Source organism: Sphingomonas sp. BK345, assembly GCF_014193845.1.
Classification (GTDB): Bacteria; Pseudomonadota; Alphaproteobacteria; order Sphingomonadales; family Sphingomonadaceae; genus Sphingomonas.
The window spans coordinates 830238-845859 of sequence record NZ_JACHZX010000001.1; the positions used below are offsets into that span (position 1 = coordinate 830238).

17 protein-coding genes are annotated in these 15622 nt (G+C 72.4%); 12 read left to right on the forward strand and 5 right to left on the reverse strand.

The window, feature by feature from the left end; all coding sequences use genetic code 11:
* Positions 1-96: 96 nt before the first annotated feature.
* From FHY03_RS03715 to FHY03_RS03725, 3 genes are all read right to left on the reverse strand, one after another.
* Positions 97-1137 (reverse strand): mannose-1-phosphate guanylyltransferase/mannose-6-phosphate isomerase, encoded by a 1041-nt coding sequence (locus FHY03_RS03715; protein ID WP_221189957.1) that lies wholly within the window; start codon positions 1135-1137, stop codon positions 97-99.
* A gap of 197 nt (positions 1138-1334) precedes the next feature.
* On the reverse strand, positions 1335-1805 hold the full coding sequence (locus tag FHY03_RS03720) for a DUF3429 domain-containing protein (protein ID WP_183921902.1): 471 nt from the start codon (positions 1803-1805) through the stop codon (positions 1335-1337).
* 25 nt (positions 1806-1830) lie between these two features.
* Positions 1831-2391: a Uma2 family endonuclease gene (locus FHY03_RS03725; RefSeq protein WP_183921903.1), complete on the reverse strand. Its 561-nt coding sequence runs from the start codon at positions 2389-2391 to the stop codon at positions 1831-1833.
* Positions 2392-2523: 132 nt separating this feature from the next.
* Here FHY03_RS03725 and FHY03_RS03730 point away from each other — a divergent pair, with 132 nt between their 5' ends.
* From FHY03_RS03730 to FHY03_RS03780, 11 genes are all read left to right on the forward strand, one after another.
* Positions 2524-4965 carry a flagellar hook-length control protein FliK gene (locus FHY03_RS03730; RefSeq protein ID WP_183928808.1) on the forward strand — a complete coding sequence of 814 codons (2442 nt, stop codon included), beginning with the start codon at positions 2524-2526 and terminating at the stop codon, positions 4963-4965.
* 16 nt (positions 4966-4981) lie between these two features.
* On the forward strand, positions 4982-5641 hold the full coding sequence (fliL, locus tag FHY03_RS03735) for a flagellar basal body-associated protein FliL (protein ID WP_183921905.1): 660 nt from the start codon (positions 4982-4984) through the stop codon (positions 5639-5641).
* A 6-nt stretch (positions 5642-5647) separates the two neighbouring features.
* On the forward strand, positions 5648-6616 hold the full coding sequence (locus FHY03_RS03740) for a flagellar motor switch protein FliM (protein WP_183928810.1): 969 nt from the start codon (positions 5648-5650) through the stop codon (positions 6614-6616).
* On the forward strand, positions 6613-6903 hold the full coding sequence (fliN, locus tag FHY03_RS03745) for a flagellar motor switch protein FliN (protein WP_132908390.1): 291 nt from the start codon (positions 6613-6615) through the stop codon (positions 6901-6903). Before FHY03_RS03740 ends, fliN begins: the two co-directional genes overlap by 4 nt.
* A gap of 14 nt (positions 6904-6917) precedes the next feature.
* The gene (locus tag FHY03_RS03750) at positions 6918-7244 is read left to right on the forward strand and encodes a flagellar biosynthetic protein FliO (protein WP_183921907.1); all 327 of its coding nucleotides are present in this window, start codon (positions 6918-6920) and stop codon (positions 7242-7244) included.
* A 293-nt stretch (positions 7245-7537) separates the two neighbouring features.
* The gene (gene fliP / locus FHY03_RS03755; RefSeq protein ID WP_260158635.1) at positions 7538-8461 is read left to right on the forward strand and encodes a flagellar type III secretion system pore protein FliP; all 924 of its coding nucleotides are present in this window, start codon (positions 7538-7540) and stop codon (positions 8459-8461) included.
* An 81-nt stretch (positions 8462-8542) separates the two neighbouring features.
* The gene (locus tag FHY03_RS03760) at positions 8543-8824 is read left to right on the forward strand and encodes a flagellar biosynthetic protein FliQ (RefSeq protein ID WP_183921908.1); all 282 of its coding nucleotides are present in this window, start codon (positions 8543-8545) and stop codon (positions 8822-8824) included.
* A gap of 211 nt (positions 8825-9035) precedes the next feature.
* Positions 9036-9818 (forward strand): flagellar biosynthetic protein FliR, encoded by a 783-nt coding sequence (gene fliR / locus FHY03_RS03765; RefSeq protein WP_183921909.1) that lies wholly within the window; start codon positions 9036-9038, stop codon positions 9816-9818.
* Positions 9818-10942 carry a flagellar biosynthesis protein FlhB gene (locus tag FHY03_RS03770; RefSeq protein WP_183921910.1) on the forward strand — a complete coding sequence of 375 codons (1125 nt, stop codon included), beginning with the start codon at positions 9818-9820 and terminating at the stop codon, positions 10940-10942. Before fliR ends, FHY03_RS03770 begins: the two co-directional genes overlap by 1 nt.
* A 34-nt stretch (positions 10943-10976) precedes the next feature.
* Complete coding sequence (fliD, locus tag FHY03_RS03775) at positions 10977-12512, forward strand: flagellar filament capping protein FliD (protein ID WP_183928812.1); 1536 nt, start codon at positions 10977-10979, stop codon at positions 12510-12512.
* Between the two features lie 17 nt (positions 12513-12529).
* A complete protein-coding gene (locus tag FHY03_RS03780) occupies positions 12530-12928 on the forward strand; it encodes a flagellar protein FliS (protein WP_183921912.1) in 399 nt (132 codons plus the stop codon).
* Positions 12929-13103: 175 nt separating this feature from the next.
* Here FHY03_RS03780 and FHY03_RS03785 read toward each other — a convergent pair whose 3' ends face one another.
* Both FHY03_RS03785 and FHY03_RS03790 read right to left on the reverse strand, forming a co-directional pair.
* Positions 13104-13382, reverse strand: a complete 279-nt coding sequence (locus tag FHY03_RS03785; protein ID WP_183928829.1) for a GNAT family N-acetyltransferase — start codon at positions 13380-13382, stop codon at positions 13104-13106.
* Complete coding sequence (locus tag FHY03_RS03790; RefSeq protein WP_183921914.1) at positions 13379-13549, reverse strand: hypothetical protein; 171 nt, start codon at positions 13547-13549, stop codon at positions 13379-13381. The genes FHY03_RS03785 and FHY03_RS03790 overlap by 4 nt, the downstream gene beginning before the upstream one ends.
* 125 nt (positions 13550-13674) lie before the next feature.
* On the opposite strand from FHY03_RS03790, the gene recQ reads away from it, so the two are divergent.
* A complete protein-coding gene (gene recQ, locus FHY03_RS03795; RefSeq protein WP_183921915.1) occupies positions 13675-15447 on the forward strand; it encodes a DNA helicase RecQ in 1773 nt (590 codons plus the stop codon).
* Positions 15448-15622 lie beyond the last annotated feature (175 nt).

Consider the following 15622-nt stretch of genomic DNA (forward strand, 5'->3'; position numbering starts at 1 on the left):
AGTTCAGCGACACTCGCCGGCCGGATCACCCCTCCGTCAGCCCTGCGAGCTGCCACCTCCCCTTGCGCGGGAGAATAGAGCCGATCCGGACCGCCCCTACCGCTTCATCGCCTCGAGCAGCAGCTTGACGTCCTGGCTGCGGCCGCGCGGCAGGATCAGGATGTCGCTGCCGCTGGCGACCACGATCAGGTCCTCGACCCCGACCATCGCCACCTTGGCGCCGTCGCTGCGCACCAGGCAGTTGCGCGTGTCGAGCAGGAGCACCTCACCCGCGACGACGTTGCCGCCGGCGTCGCCCGCGCTGATCGCGTGCAGCGCGTCCCAGCTGCCGACGTCGCTCCAGCCCATCGCCACCGGCACCACCGCGACCCGCTCGGCCTTCTCCATCACCGCATAGTCGATCGAGTCGGAGGGCGAGGCGGCGAAGGCCTCGGCGTCGGGATAGATGCGCGCGCCGTCGTGCCGCGCACCGTCGAGCGAGCGCTTCACCGCCGCCAGGATATCAGGCCGGTGCGCCTCCAGCGCCGCCAGATAGGCCTCGGCGCAGAACAGGAAGATGCCGCCGTTCCAGGCATGGTCGCCCGCCGCCACCATCGCTTCGGCGACGTCGCGCTTCGGCTTCTCGACGAAGCGCGCCACGCGGTGGACGCCCGCGGCGATCTCCTCGCCCACCTTGATATAGCCATAGCCGGTCTCGGGCGCGTCGGGGGTGATGCCGAAGGTGACCAGCCAGCCCTGCTCGACCAGCGGCAGCGCGGCATGGATCGCGGCGTGGAACGCCTCGCGGTCGGCGATGACATGGTCCGACGGCATCACCAGCAGCGGGCTGTTGCCCTTCGCCACCAGCGCGGCGAGCGCGATCGCGGGCGCGGTGTTGCGGCCCGTCGGCTCGAGGATCAGCGCGCTCGGCGCCGCCCCGATGCCGGCGAGCTGCGCCTCCACCTCATCGGCGTGCGCGGCGTTGGCGACCACCACGGGCGCGGCGAAGGCGTCGCCGTGCGCACGTGCCGCGGTGAGCTGGAGCATCGTCTCGTCCGCGGTCAGCGCCAGCAGCTGTTTGGGCTTCTCGGGCCGCGACATCGGCCACAAACGGGTACCCGATCCACCCGAGAGGATCACCGGCACGATCTCGGTCAACGTTATTCCCTTTCCCCCGGGGCGCGCGCGGCGCCCGCTTCGTCCGTGACAACACCCCGGCGGGCGCTTGGGTCCCGTACGGCCCTTTGTGCGGTGCGGCAATTGGCGTTAACCGCGTAACTGTTCCACCTTTAGCCGTTCTTCGTGAAACACGGCAGCAAGGCGGTAACGCGTCGACGCGCCAAGCACCGTAATTCTCAGCGAGTCACCACCCAGGCCCAGCAGGCGGCCAGCCCGGCGCAACCGATCAGCAGCTGGGGTACGCGCAGCCGCGCGAAATGCGCCGGCGCGTCGCCGCGCAGTGCGGCGCGGCGGTCGAGCAGCGCCGCCAGCGCGTAGCCCGCGGCGAGCAGCGCCACCGCGGTGGCCGCATAGGGTACCAGCAGCGCCAGCCCCGCGATCGTGACATAGGCCACGGCGGCGGCGAGCTCGACCGCGGTCGAAGCCTGAGGGCGCGCGAAGCCGAAGCCGCGCCGCACCCCGCCGATGAACGACAGGATCAGCGCGCCCCAGATGATCGCCAGCCGCACCGCGAGCACGCCCCAGGATGCGGGCAGCACCCAGGCACCGACGCCGGCGGCGACGAGCGGCAGCATCGGGCCGAAGCCGAAGACGAGGCTGTCGATCGGGATCGACCGGTCCGTGGGAGTCGGTGCGTGCGTCGCCATCGCCCCCGAACGCGCGAGCGCGCGATCAGTCGCGCGCAAACGTCTCGTCGGCGGGCAGCACGATCGCGAGCGACGGCAGCGCCACGTCGCGGCGCGCGGGCACCGTGTCGATCCACCCGCCCTCGACGCGCTGGCTGACGATCACCCATTCCTCGCCGGGATCGACGAACAGGATCGTGTCGACGCTCGGCAGCGCGCGATATTCCTCTTTCTTGACGCGGAGATCGTGGTCGCGCGTGGAGGGCGAGAGCACCTCGACGATCACCCGCGGCGCGGTCAGCCGCGTGTCCGACTCGCGGTCTCCCGCCGCACCGCAGTCCACCGTCACGTCCGGGTAGCGCACCGAGCGGTCGTGCGTGGCGACCGCCATGTCTGAACCATAGGCATGACAGCCGCTGCCCCGGACGCGTTCCCGCAAGAAACTGATGATGTTGGCCTGCACCCGTGCGTGTTCGCGCGAGCCGCCCGTCATCATGCGGATCACGCCATCGTCGAGCTCGGCGCGCAGCTCCGGACCGAAGTCGATCTGGAGGAACTCCTCGGCGGTGAGGAAGCGCGGGTCCTGGAGCGCGAGCAGGCTGGCCATGCCCTTACTATAAAGCCTGCGCGCCGCCGCACCAAGCGGCTCCGCCGGTCGGGCACTCCTCCGCCTCCGCGCAAACGGCACGGCTCTTGCTGATGGTGGGCCGTATCCTTCCACCAGCGCCCGGAGCCTGCCTTGACCACGATCGCGAGCCTGCTGCTGACCGCCGCCCCCGGCGCGCTGGCGACCCCCGGCGCCCCCGCCGGCGAGTCGCTCGCCGCCGCGGCGGGCGGGCGCGCCAGGCTCGCGGTGGCGGGCGGCACCTTCCTCGATCTCGTCGCGCCCGGGCTCGACGTCGCGGCGGCAGCCGCGGGCGGTGAGCGGCAGGCGCTTGCCGTTCCCGGCAGCGACTTGCCGCTCGCGCCCGGCGAGGGCGCGCTGCCCGCGGCGGGTCCGACGGGCGAAGCCGCGCTCGCCTGGCTCGCCGACGCCACCGGGCTGGACGTGCCGCCCGCGCCCGTGCTCGCCGACGCGGTCGCCGCGCCGGCGGCACCGCGTCACAGCGTGCCGCTGCCCGCGGGCGCCGTGCTGGGCCGCACCGCGGCGGTACGGCGCGCGATCGCGCCCGAACTGCCCGCGCCGGCGCGCGAGACCGTCGCCGCTGCCGCGCCGTCGCTCGCGGCGGACCGCGCCTCGACCGCGGAGGAGACGGCGACGGCGGAACCGGCGGCGGCCGAGACCCCGACGGTGGCGCCGGGCGAGCTGCCGCCGGCGACGCCGGTCGTGGCGGCCGACCCGCCGCCCCCGACCGCGCTGCCGGTCGCGCCCGCGCCGAGCGCGTCAGCGGCGACCACCGAGGCTGCCGCCGCGTCCGTCGCGACGGCGATCGCCGCGCCGGCGCGCGCCGCCGTGACACGCGAGGCGGCGCCCACCCCTTCACCCATCCCGCGCGACCCGATCGCGGCCGAAGCTCGGCCGGGCAGCGCTCCGCCCGCCGGGGCGGCACCCACGACGGCGGCGACGCCGACACCCGCGGCGCCGACGGCGCCGCCGCAGGCGGCCGCCGCCGACGACGGGCGCGCCAGCCGGGGCGGTTCGCCCGTCCCGGCGGCCGAGTCGGTCGCCGCCGCGCCGGCGCCGATGCCGCGCGACGCGGCAGGTGACGCCGCCCCGAGGCGCGCCACCGCGTCCGCGCCCGGCACTGCCGCCGGGTCGCCGCTCCCCACGCCAGCGGTCCCTGGGCGCACCGCGCGGTCGCACCCCGCACCCGACACGGCCGGGCCGAGCGCCGCGACGACGTCGCCCGGCGACGCGACCGCGACCGTCAGTGCCGCGACCGACCCCGGCCCCGCGCCCTCACGCGCCACCGCGCGCCGCGCCGACTCGACCGACGCCTCGTCGCGCCCCAACGGCGCCGCGCAACCGGCGTCGGCCCCGGTCACCGTGGCGGACGAGATCGCTCCGGGCGTCACCGCGCCGGCACCGTCCTCGATCGCGGCCGCCCCTCCCGCCACTGCACCGTCGAGCGAGCCTGCCGGCGTTCGGCCAGCGCCGCAGCCCGCCGTCGCGACCGAGACCGCGCCCGCCGCGGCGGCGCGCGGCAGCGAGCGCGCGCCGGTGACGAGCCCCGCCCCGCGCGCGGCCGGCTCCCCCGCCGCATCGTCGACGGCGCGTCCGTCCGCCGCCGCCGCCCCGGTCGCCGCCGCGGCGCCCGCCGCGCCTGTCGCCAGCGTCCCGCCCGTCATCGCCGCGGCGGCGCCGGCGCGGGTCGACGCACCGCTGCCGCTCGCCACGTCGGCGTCGCCCGCCCCGGCGCCGGTCGCCCTCTCCGGCGCCGCGCCGGCCGACCCGGTGGCGACCGTCGCACCCGAGTCGACCGCCACGCCGACGCTCGAGCCAGCGCCGCGCGCCGCGGTCGCGCCGGCGCCCGCGACCGCTCCCACGCTCGCTCCGGCGGCGCCCCCGATCGCGAGCGCGGCGCGTACCTTCGCCGACGCGATCCACCGCGCCGTCACCGCCGACGAGCGCGCCGCGCCCGCCGAGCCGCTGCCGACCGCGCAGCTCGCCCAGCCCGCCACCGGCGCGATCACCGCCGCCGCGGTCGCCGCGCCGCAGCCCGCCACCCAGCAGCCGCTCGACATGACGCACGGGCGCTGGCCCGAGGCGATGATCCACCGTATCGAGATGCTGCGCGACATGGCCAATGCCAATGACGTGCGCATCCGGCTCGTCCCCGACGCGCTCGGCGCGATCGACGTCGCGCTGCGGCGCGATGGCGACACCGTGCAGGTCCAGCTCGTCGCCGAGCAGCCGCAGACCCGCGCGCTGCTCGCCGAGGCGCAGCCGCGCCTCCAGGAGATGGCCGAGCAGCGCGGCATCAAGCTCCAGCACGGCGGCGGCGCGACCTCGGGCAATGGTTCAGGGGGCACCGGCGCCGGCAGCACGCCGCAGCAGGGCCAAGCCTCGTCCGGCGGGTCGCAGGCGTCGCAGACCGCCGCCGGCCAGTCGCACGGCAGCCACGCCGGCCAGCAGCCCGATCGCCAGCAGCCGCAGGCGCAGCAGCAGCGCGCGCCGCGTGCCCCCGCCTCCGCCCGCCGCGTCGCCGACGCGGCCTCCACCGACGACCGTATCGCCTGAACCGAGGGAATGACCGATGAGTGACACCGAAGCTGCCGCGCCCAAGAAGAAGGGCAAGATGAAGACGATCCTGGTCGGCGTCGTCGGCGTCGTCGTCCTGCTGGGCGGCGGCGTCGGCGCCGGCCTGTACGCCGCCAACTCCGGGCTGGTCGGCGGCGGCGGCGCGCACCCCGCGCTCAAGGAGGATCCCAACAAGCCCCATCTCGTCCCCAAGAGCGAGCAGAAGCGCGCCGGTGAAGGCGGCGAGGGCGGCGAGGGTGGCGAGGGCGGCCACGGCGGCGGCGAGAGCGCCGAGGGCGGCGAGGCCAAGAGCGAGGACCACGGCGCCCCCACCCCCGAGGGCGCCGGCGGCGAGCCGTACGCCTCCAACTACTACGCGATGGACAAGGAGTTCACCTCCAACCTCCAGGACTCGGTGCACTTCGTCCAGGTCGGCATCGCGGTGTCGACGCCCTATGACGACAAGGTCATCAACAACCTGAAGACCAACGACATCGCGATTCGCTCGGCGATTCTCATGACGCTGGGCGACACGACCGAGGATCAGGTCTTCACCAGCGCCGGCAAGCAGCAGCTCCAGAAGCGGCTGGTCGCGTCGATCAATCAGACTCTGCGCGAAAAAGAGGGATTCGGCGGCATCGCTAACGTCTACTTTACCAACTTCGTGGTTCAGTGACCGGGCATGGTTAACGAGCCCGACCTCTCCGACTTCGGCCTGGAGCCCGACGCCACCGAGCGGCGCGGGCGTGGGCGCACCGACTCTCCGGTCGGCGTGACCAACCTCGGCGCCGGGTCGGGGGCGGCGGGCAAGCTGCATCCCTTCGGCGACCTCCACACGCTGCAACATCTCTCGGCGCGCGCCGCGCGCGGGGTGCGCCAGGTGTTCGAGGGCTATTGGCGCAGCGAGACGCGCACCTGGGCGGAGCCGCTCGAGGTGCTGCGCCTCGCCGACTATCGCGCCGCGCGCGGCGACAAGCTGACCGCCTATCTGCCGCTGACGATGGACGGCCGCCCGCTGCTGGTGGTGCTCGACTCGCAGTTCGTCGCCGAACTGCTCGACCTGTTCTTCGGCGGCACCGGCGACGTCTCGCCGATGCTCGCGCTCGAGTTCACTCCCGCCGCCGACGTGCTGGCGCAACGCGTCGCCGCCGCGATGGCGCGCACGTTGCAGAGCGCGTGGGAGCCGCTGGCGCGCGCGCGCTTCGGCGCCGAGCGGTGCGAGCTGGGCTCCAACCTGATCCAGGGGATCGAGGGCGACGACGTGGTGATCTCGACCCGCTTCGGCCTCGCGCGCGGCAGCGCCAAGCCGCTGTTCGTCGACGTGCTCTACCCCGTCGCCACGCTCAAGCCGCACACCGTCGCGCTCACCGGCAAGGTGGTGGCCAAGCCCGCCGAGGTCGACGCCGAGTGGCGCACCCAGCTGACCCGCGCCGCGATGGGCGTGCGGCTGCCGGTGCGCTCGGTGCTGGCCGAGCCGACGATCTCGCTCGCCAAGCTAATGGACCTCAAGGAAGGCGACGTCATCCCGATCAGCTTCGGCCCCGACGTGCCGATCGTGATCGGCGGCGTCGCGCTCGGCATGGGCACGGTCGGCACCTCCAACGGTCGCGCCGCGATCCGCATCTCCAAGCTCGAAGGACCCCTGCTATGAACGATATGACGAGCGGCTTCACGATCGACGCGGCGGTCGCCGCCAACCTGCGGATGCTCCAGGACGTCGACGTCAAGCTGACGGTGGAGATCGGCTCCACCACCTTGTCGCTGCGCGAACTGCTCGCGCTGGGCGAGGCCAGCGTGATCGAGCTCGACCGCCAGGCGGGCGAATTGCTGGATGTTCTGGTTAACGGCACGTTGATCGGACGCGGCGAAGTCGTCACGGTGGGCGACCGCTTCGGGGTGAAGATGACCGAGCTGGTCGCGCCCGAGAAGCGGGGCTGAGAGGCGACGCGCGTATGATGTGGACCTATATCCTCAAGCTGGTGGTGCTGCTGCCGCTGGTCTGCGGCTTGATGATCGGGTGCCTGTATCTGTGGCGGCGGCTCGAGACCCGGCTGCCGGGCAAGACCGCGACCCGGATGATCGCGGTGCGCGAGACGATGATGATCTCACCCGGGCTGCGACTCGCGGTGATCGATTTCGAGGGCAGCCGCCTGCTCGTCTCGGTCGGGCGCGGCGGCGTGACCCTGGTCGACAAGACGCCCGCGACCGGCGAGGGCGCCGCCGCACCGGCCGACCCGGTCGAGGCGGCGCGCGCGCTGGCGCGGGAGTTCCGCCGGTGAGCGGGGGTGCGATGAGATCCTCCCCGGAACGGGGAGGGGGACCGCCGGCCGCAGGCCGGTGGTGGAGGGGGGTTTCCACGGACGCTGCGCTGCGTGGCGAACCCCCTCCACCACTCGCCTCCGGCGAGCGGTCCCCCTCCCCGCCATGCGGGGAGGATTTAGTGAGCGCCCTCTCCTTCCGTCATCCTGAACTCGTTTCAGGATCCACCGTGCCGCAGGGCTGGAAGCCGCGGCAAGCTGGGCGGAGTGGATCCTGAAACGAGTTCAGGATGACGCTGGGGAGGAGGATGCGGATGCCACTGATGCAACAGACCTATACCGTCACGCGCACCGGCGGCACCGCGGCGCTGATCCGCGCGCGCGCGGCCAAGCGCCAGCACGCCTGGCGGGTGCTGCTCGCGCTCGCCGCCATTGCGGTGATGCTGTGCGTCGCCTTCCCCGCGCTCGCCCAGGTCGCGGCTCCCTCCGGACCCGCCGCGCCACCGCCCGGCGCGCCCGCGGCGCCCGCGCCCGGCGTCGGCGACGCGGTCGACCGCGCGCTCGGCCAGCTCTCGCGCGGCGACGCCTCGAGCACGCCCGGCAACGGCTCGCTGTCGCTGTCGCTGCAAGTGCTCATCATCATGGGGTTGCTCACGATCCTGCCCGGGATCGTGCTGATGATGACGAGCTTCACCCGCATCATCATCGTGCTGTCGATCCTGCGGCAGGCGATGGGGCTGCAGCAGACGCCGCCCAACCAGGTGCTGATCGGCCTGTCGCTGTTCCTCAGCTTCTTCGTGATGGCGCCCGCGATCAACCAGATCAACACCACCGCGATCCAGCCCTATTCGCAGGGGCGCATCGGCGGCACGCAGCTGATCCAGGCCGCCGGCGCGCCGCTCCACGCCTTCATGGAGAAGCAGACGCGCGTGAAGGACGTCACCATGTTCGCCGAGATGGCCAAGTCCGGCCCCTATGCCAGCCCGCGCGACATCCCCTATTCGGTGCTGCTGCCGGCCTACGTGACCTCCGAGCTGAAGACCGCGTTCCAGATCGGCTTCCTCGTCTTCCTGCCCTTCATCGTGATCGACCTGGTGGTGGCCACCGTGCTGATGGCGCTGGGCATGGCGATGCTGAGCCCGACGATCATCTCGCTGCCGTTCAAGCTGCTGCTGTTCGTGCTGGTCGACGGCTGGGCGCTGACGATGGGCAGTCTCGCCAACAGTTTCGCGACCTAGTGGTAGAGGTGCGTTAACCAAGTTCCGCCATAGCGCGCCTGTCCCGACCCCGCGTCCGGGGTGACGCCATAGAGAGCCCGCATGCACCCGCTCGTCGACGCCGACTATTTCCTGACCGTCGCCAACCAGACGATGTGGGTGCTCGCGCTCGCCGCGGCGCCGATCCTGATCCCGGCGCTGCTCTCCGGACTGATCCTCGGCATGGTCCAGGCGGCCACCTCGATCAACGAGCAGACGCTGAGCTTCGTCCCCAAGCTGGTGGTGGTGGCGGTGTCGATCATGGTGTTCGGCGCGATGATCCTGGGGCTGCTGAGCGACTTCACCACCGAGATCTTCGCGCGCATCCCCGATCTGGTGCGGTGAGCGCGTGACCGTGCTGCCCCCTCCTTCTTCTCTTCGGTTCCCCGGGGAAGGCCGGGGCCCAGGTGGGGGACGTTCCGTGCCGGCCACAGCGCTCCACCCAACTGGACCCCGGCGTTCGCCGGGGATCAAGCGTGAGGGGGAACGGTGTCGCTCCCCCGGGCGCCGTGCTCCTGCCTGCGCAGGAACACGGAACATCGAGCCCCGGCGCTAGATGCTCGGCTTCGGCCTCGCCATCGAGCCGCAGCTGTGGGCGATGATCTTCGTGATGATCCGCGTCGGCGCGGCGTTCGTCGCCGCGCCCGTGTTCAGCAACGTCTCGGTGCCGCTCACCGTGCGGGTCGCGCTGTCGGGCGCGATCGCGGTGCTGGTGCTCGGCACCACGCCCGTGCAGGTGCCGCAGACGGTGTTCGCGCTCGCCACCTTCGTCGCGGTCGCGGCCGAGGCGCTGGTCGGGCTGGCGATCGGCTTCGTGCTCCAGATCGCCTTCGCCGCGCCGCTGGTGGCGGGCGAGATCATCGGCGGCTCGATGGGGATCGGCTTCGCCAACATGATCGACCCCAATTCGGGCCGCTCCAGCCCCGCGATCGGCCAGTTCCTGTCGATCATGATGACGTTGCTGTTCCTCTCGCTCGACGGGCATCTGGTGCTGGTCGACCTGGTGGTGCGCAGCTATCGCGCGCTGCCGCCCGGCGCCTCGTGGCTGGCGGCCGGCCAGCTGCGCGACATCGCGCTGTTCGGCAGCTACGCCTTCGTCGCCGGGCTGCTGCTGGCGCTGCCGGTCGGCTTCCTGCTCTTGTGCCTCAACCTGGTGATGGGGATGGTGTCGCGCTCGGCGCCGTCGCTCAACCTCTTCTCCGTGGGGTTGCCGGTCAGCCTCGCCGCCGGCGTGATCAGCCTCGCGATCGCGCTGCCGGCGATGGGTGACTATATGCAGGTCATCGTCCGCGAGGGCCTCGCCGCGGCGCAGAGCCTCGTGCTCGCGGGGGCGCGCTGATGTCGGAGGGTGGCGACAAGACAGAAGCCCCGACCGACAAGCGTCGCAAGGACGCACGCGAGAAGGGCGACATCCTCAAGAGCCGCGACCTCGCCACCGCCTTGGTGGTGCTGGCGGGCGTGGCGTGGCTGATGTTCTTCGGCCCCGCGCTGCTGGCGGCGTGCCGCGGCGTGATGGCCTCCAGCCTCACCTTCGACCGCGCCGACGTCGAGGATTTCGCGCCGTGGCGACCGCTGGTCGAGGCGGGGTGGAAGCTCGCCATGCCGCTCGGCACCTTGTTCGCGATCACGATCGCCGCGGCGGTGGTCAGCCAGGCCGGGCTCGGCAGCTTCGGCTTCAACGGTTCGCTGCTCGCGCCCAAGGCCTCGCGGATCAACCCGGCCTCGGGGCTCAAGCGCATCATCGGCATGTCGGGCTGGATCGAGCTCGGCAAGTCGCTGCTCAAGGTGATCCTGCTCGGCTCGATCGGCACCTGGATGGTGTGGAAGACCGCGCATTTCAGCTTCGGCCTGGCCGCCTCGAACCTGCCGGTGGCGCTCGCCGGGCTGGGCGCGACGATGACCAACGTGCTGCTCGTCATGGCGATGGGGCTGGTGGCGATCGCCTTGTTCGACGTGCCGACGCAGATCCTCCAGCTGCTGCGCAAGCTGCGCATGACCAAGCAGGAGGTGCGCGACGAGCACAAGGAGAGCGAGGGCAACCCCGAGATGAAGGGGCATCTGCGCGCCAAGCAGCGTGCGATGCTCTCGGGCGGCATGCGCCAGGCGCTGACCGAGGCGCACGTGGTGCTCACCAACCCGACCCATTTCGCGGTGGCGCTGCGCTACGACCGCGGGCGCGACCAGGTGCCGGTGGTGGTGGCCAAGGGCCGCAACGCCACCGCGCTGGCGATCCGCGAGGCCGCCGCCGAGATGAGCCTGCCCGTGCTCGAATATCCCGCGCTCGCCCGCGCGGTCTATTACACCAGCCGCGAGGGGCAGGAGGTGCGCGACGACCTGTACGTCGCGATCGCCACCGTGCTAGCCTTCGTCTTCGGGCTCAACGAGCGCGCCGGCGGGCGAATGCCGCCGGTCGACGTGCCGCTCACCGCGCGGTTCGACGAGAATGGCAAGAAACAGGGGTAAATTTCTGCCGCGAGCGGTCGTTTAGAGGGGCATCATGGCGACGACGATCAGCAGCACCAGCAGCAGCACGGCAGCGACCGCCACGACGTCGACGACCAAGACGTCGTCGACCTCGTCGGTCAACCAGTCGGCGGCCAACTCGGTCCTCACCTCGCTCGGCTCGGGCTCGGGGGTCGATACCGGCGCGCTCGTCACCCAGCTGGTCGACGCGCAGTTCGCGCAGAAACGCGCGCAGCTTACCTCCAAGAGCGACACGCTCACCGCGCAGATCTCGGGCGTGGCGACGCTCAAGAGCACGATCTCGGACTTCACCAAGGCGCTCGAGAACCTCGTCGAGGGCGGCACGCTCGCGACCCAGCCCAGCAGTTCGATGAGCGGGGTCGCCACCGCCAGCCCGGTCGCGGGCACCTCGGCGTCGGGGCTCAACAGCAGCGTCACCGTCAACGCGCTCGCCACCGCGCAGATCGCCACCAGCGCCAAGATCGCGTCGCCGTCCACCGCCACCTTCGGCACCGGCACGCTGACGCTGACGCTCGGCACCGCCACCACCAGCGGCGGCGCGATGACCGGCTTCACCGCTGGCACCAACAGCGACGGCTCGGCCAAGTCGTTCGCGATCTCGATCGACTCGAGCAACAACTCGCTGTCGGGCATCGCCGCCGCGATCAACGCCAAGAAGGCGGGCGTCACCGCCACGGTGATCAACGACGCGGACGGCGGCGCCTATCTCTCGCTCAAGGGCACCACCGGCGCGGCGCAGGCCTTCACGCTGGCGGCGAGCGACCCGGCCGGCGCGCTGGCGCAGTTCGACACCGGCTTCGGCACCGGCAACAAGACGACCGTCTCGAGCCAGGCGGGCAACGCCAAGCTGGTGGTGGACGGCGTATCGGTCGAGCGCGGCAGCAACGAGGTCAGCGACCTGATCGCGGGCGTGAAGCTCAGCCTGACCGGCACCGGCACCACCAACCTCACCTCGACGCGCCCCGACAGCGCGCTGACCAGCGCGGTGAAGGACTTCGTCGACACCTACAATCAGGTGCTGGCGGTGGTGAAGGAGCAGACCGATCCGATCAACGGCCAGCTCCGCGCCGATCCCGCCGCCAAGACGCTGCTGCGCACGTTGCAGGGGCTGACCAGCCGCGTGCTGCTGCCCGGCGCGGCCGCGGGCTCGCCGGCGACGCTCGCAGCGATCGGCGTGCGCACGACGCGCACCGGCGAGCTCGAGGTCAACGACGACGCGCTGAGCAGCGCGATGAAGAACGCGCCCGAGGCGGTCGAGGCGATGTTCACCAAGAGCAGCAGCGGCGCCACCGGACTGTACGCGGCGATGAAGTCGCTCGACCTCAACACCGGCAGCACGATCTACGGCCTGGGTGCCTCGTCCACGCGCTTCCTCCAGGCGCAGTCGGACCTGGGCAAGCAGAAGAGCAACGTCGACGACCAGGCGACGAAGTTGACGACGCGGCTGACGCAGCAGTTCTCCAGCATGAACGCGCGCGTCTCCGCCTACAAAGCCACGCAGTCGTTCATGCAGCAGCAGATCGACAACTGGACCAAGTCGACGGGTTGAGCGAGAGATAGACGACCATGGCCTATGCTTCCGCCCTGCTGCGCGATCCGGCGCGCACCTATCGCGAGATCGACCTCGCCGGCCGCACCGCCGCGGCCGACGGCCCCGCGCTCGTCCAGCTGCTGTACGAGGAGCTCACCCAGGCGCTGCGCGTCGCCGCCTGGGCGGCCGACAACCGCCAGTTCGCCACGCGCAGCGAGCGCGTGACCCGCGCCACCGCGATCCTCTTCGCGCTGGAGGCGAACCTCGACTTCGAGCGCGGCGGCGACGTCTCGCGCACGCTGGCGCGCTTCTACGCCGGCTGCCGCCGCCAGGTGGTGGACGCCAGCATCGGCACCGACGGCGAGCCGTTCCGCGCGGTGGCGTCGGAGCTGGAGGAGATCGCCGCGGCGTGGCGGATGGCGCGCGCGGCGTGAGGGGGTGACGATCGCCACCTAACGGCCTCCTTGTCATCAGCGTCATCCTGAACTTGTTTCAGGATCCACCCTGCGGCGCGCTCACCGACCGCGGCGCTCGCGGGACCGTGGATCCTGAAACGAGTTCAGGATGACGGCAAAGAAGGAGAGCAGTGTCGCTCCCCTCACCTCCCGCTCACCGCACCAGATCGCGATACTCCGGATGGCGCTCGATGAAGGCGCGGACGAACGGGCATTGCGGCACGACGCGCAGGCCCTGGTCGCGCGCGGAGTCCAGCGCGGCGCGGATCAGCCGCGAGCCTACCCCCCGCCCCTCGATCGCGAGCGGCACCAAGGTGTGCGTGAAGACGATCGTGTCGCCCTCGAGCTGATAGGCCGCGACCGCGCGCTCGCCCGCCACGGTGAGCTCGAACTCCTGCTCGGAGCGATTGTCGCGGACGCGCTCGACGCTCACTGGCCGGGCGCCGCCGCGGGCGCGTCGGGCGCGCGCGCCACCGGCGCGGCGGGCGTGGCCTGCGCCTCCACCGCGGCCGCGGCGCCGTCGGCGGGCTCGCGCTCACACGCGGCGAGCAGCGCCGCGGCGCCGAAGGTGAAGAGCGCGAGGTTCGGGCGCGGGGTCATCGGTCGTCCTGAGAGCATGCCCGCACTACGCCCCGCCCCCGCCGCGCGTTCCCCCGCCCGCTCGCCCCGCCGCGTCACCGCGCCGGTTGCCCTCGGCCGCGCGCGCGCCTAGGTCGGGCGCGCCCATGGCGCTCGACCCGCTTCCCCAGCTCCAGACGATCTTCGGCTTCCCCGCCTTCCGCGGCGTGCAGGAGCAGGTCGTCACGCGCGTGCTCGCGGGCGAGCGCACGCTGGCGGTGATGCCGACCGGCGCGGGCAAGTCGCTCTGCTACCAGCTGCCCTCGGCGATGCTGGAGGGGACGTGCGTGGTCGTCAGCCCGCTGATCGCGCTGATGCACGACCAGCTCCGCGCCGCCACCGCGGTCGGCCTGCGCGCCGCCACGCTGACCAGCGTCGACGAGAACAAGGCCGAGACGCGCGGGCGCTACCTCGATGGCGGGCTCGACCTGCTGTACGTCGCGCCCGAGCGCGCCTCCACCGCCGACTTCCGCGACCTGCTCGAGCGCGGCCGCCCCGCGTTGTTCGCGATCGACGAGGCGCATTGCGTCAGCGAGTGGGGGCACGATTTCCGCCCCGACTATCGCCTGCTGCGCCCATTGCTCGACGCCTTCCCCGAGGTGCCGCGGCTGGCGCTGACCGCCACCGCCGACGCGCACACCCGCGCCGACATCCTCGAGCAGCTCGGCATCCCGCAGGACGGCATGATCGTCGCGGGGTTCGACCGGCCGAACATCCGCTACGCGATCCGCCCCAAGGACAACAGCACGCGCCAGATCGCCGACGTGGTGCGCGACACGCCCGGCCCCGGCATCGTCTACGTCCAGACCCGCGCCGCGACCGAGAAGATGGCGGCGCAGCTCACCGCGATCACCGGGCGCCCGGTGCGGGCCTATCACGCCGGGCTCGACCCGGCGGTGCGCGCGCGCAACCAGGCCGATTTCGTCGCGTCGGAGGACATGGTGATGTGCGCCACGGTCGCCTTCGGCATGGGGATCGACAAGCCCGACGTCCGCTTCGTCGCGCATGCCGGCCTGCCCAAGTCGATCGAGGCCTATTACCAGGAGACCGGCCGCGCCGGGCGCGACGGCGACCCGGCGGTGGCGCATCTCTTCTGGGGCGCAGAGGATTTCGCGCGCGCGCGGCAGCGCATCGGCGAGGTCGAGCCGCAGCGCCAGCCCGGCGAGCGCCAGCGGCTCGCCGCGCTCGGCGCTTTGGTGGAGACCGCGGGCTGCCGCCGCGCCATCCTGCTGCGCCACTTCGGCGAGCACCCGCCCGAGCGCTGCGGCAATTGCGACAACTGCCTCTCGCCCCCGGCCGCGCTCGACGCGACGGAAACGGCACGCAAATATCTCTCGGCGGTATTCCGCACCGGGCAGATGTTCGGCGCGACCTATATCGAGCAGGTGCTCACCGGCCAGTCGAGCGAGCGCAGCCTGATGAACGGGCACGAGCAATTGTCGGTGTGGAACATCGTCGACGGCGACGAGCTGGCGCTGCTCAAGCCGGTCGGGCGCGCCCTGCTGCTCAAGGACGCGTTGCGCACCAACCATCACGGCGGGCTCGAGTTCGGCCCGGCGGCGCGTGCGCTGCTGAAGGGCGAGGCGACGCTGCCGCTGGTCGAGCCGCCCAAGCGCGAGCGCCGCCGCGGCGGGCGCGCCGGCGCGACGCCCAACCCGGTCGACGATCCCGTGTTCGAGGCGCTGCGCGCGTGCCGGCGCGAGCTGGCGAAGGAAGCGGGCGTGCCGCCCTATGTGATCTTCCACGACTCGGCGCTGCGCGAGATGGCGGCACTGCGCCCGACCTCGCTCGCCGCGCTGGGGCGGATCGCGGGGGTGGGGCAGCGCAAGCTCGACGCCTACGGCCAGGCGTTCCTCGACGTGCTGAAGGGAGCGGGGTGAGGGGGTGAGTTGCGCCGGGTCGGGAGACCTAAATCCTCCCCGCTCGCGGGGAGGGGACCATGCGCAGCATGGTGGAGGGGGTCTCCACCGACGCTGCGCTGCGTGGAAAGCCCCCTCCACCACTCGCCTGCGGCGAGCGGTCCCCCTCCCCGTGCCGGGGAGGATTTCGCCCCCT

Excerpts from the sequence above, each read along its gene's own strand:
- FHY03_RS03740 (WP_183928810.1), top strand. The coding sequence starts at position 5,648 with ATGGTTAACGAGCCCGACCTCTCCGACTTCGGCCTGGAGCCCGACGCC.
- FHY03_RS03750 (WP_183921907.1), top strand. The coding sequence starts at position 6,918 with ATGATGTGGACCTATATCCTCAAGCTGGTGGTGCTGCTGCCGCTGGTC.
- fliP (WP_260158635.1), top strand. The coding sequence starts at position 7,538 with ATGCCACTGATGCAACAGACCTATACCGTCACGCGCACCGGCGGCACC.
- fliR (WP_183921909.1), top strand. The coding sequence starts at position 9,036 with ATGCTCGGCTTCGGCCTCGCCATCGAGCCGCAGCTGTGGGCGATGATC.
- fliD (WP_183928812.1), top strand. The coding sequence starts at position 10,977 with ATGGCGACGACGATCAGCAGCACCAGCAGCAGCACGGCAGCGACCGCC.
- FHY03_RS03760 (WP_183921908.1), top strand. The coding sequence starts at position 8,543 with ATGCACCCGCTCGTCGACGCCGACTATTTCCTGACCGTCGCCAACCAG.
- FHY03_RS03725 (WP_183921903.1), bottom strand. The coding sequence starts at position 2,391 with ATGGCCAGCCTGCTCGCGCTCCAGGACCCGCGCTTCCTCACCGCCGAG.
- fliN (WP_132908390.1), top strand. The coding sequence starts at position 6,613 with ATGAACGATATGACGAGCGGCTTCACGATCGACGCGGCGGTCGCCGCC.
- fliL (WP_183921905.1), top strand. The coding sequence starts at position 4,982 with ATGAGTGACACCGAAGCTGCCGCGCCCAAGAAGAAGGGCAAGATGAAG.
- FHY03_RS03720 (WP_183921902.1), bottom strand. The coding sequence starts at position 1,805 with ATGGCGACGCACGCACCGACTCCCACGGACCGGTCGATCCCGATCGAC.
- recQ (WP_183921915.1), top strand. The coding sequence starts at position 13,675 with ATGGCGCTCGACCCGCTTCCCCAGCTCCAGACGATCTTCGGCTTCCCC.
- FHY03_RS03770 (WP_183921910.1), top strand. The coding sequence starts at position 9,818 with ATGTCGGAGGGTGGCGACAAGACAGAAGCCCCGACCGACAAGCGTCGC.
- FHY03_RS03780 (WP_183921912.1), top strand. The coding sequence starts at position 12,530 with ATGGCCTATGCTTCCGCCCTGCTGCGCGATCCGGCGCGCACCTATCGC.
- FHY03_RS03790 (WP_183921914.1), bottom strand. The coding sequence starts at position 13,549 with ATGACCCCGCGCCCGAACCTCGCGCTCTTCACCTTCGGCGCCGCGGCG.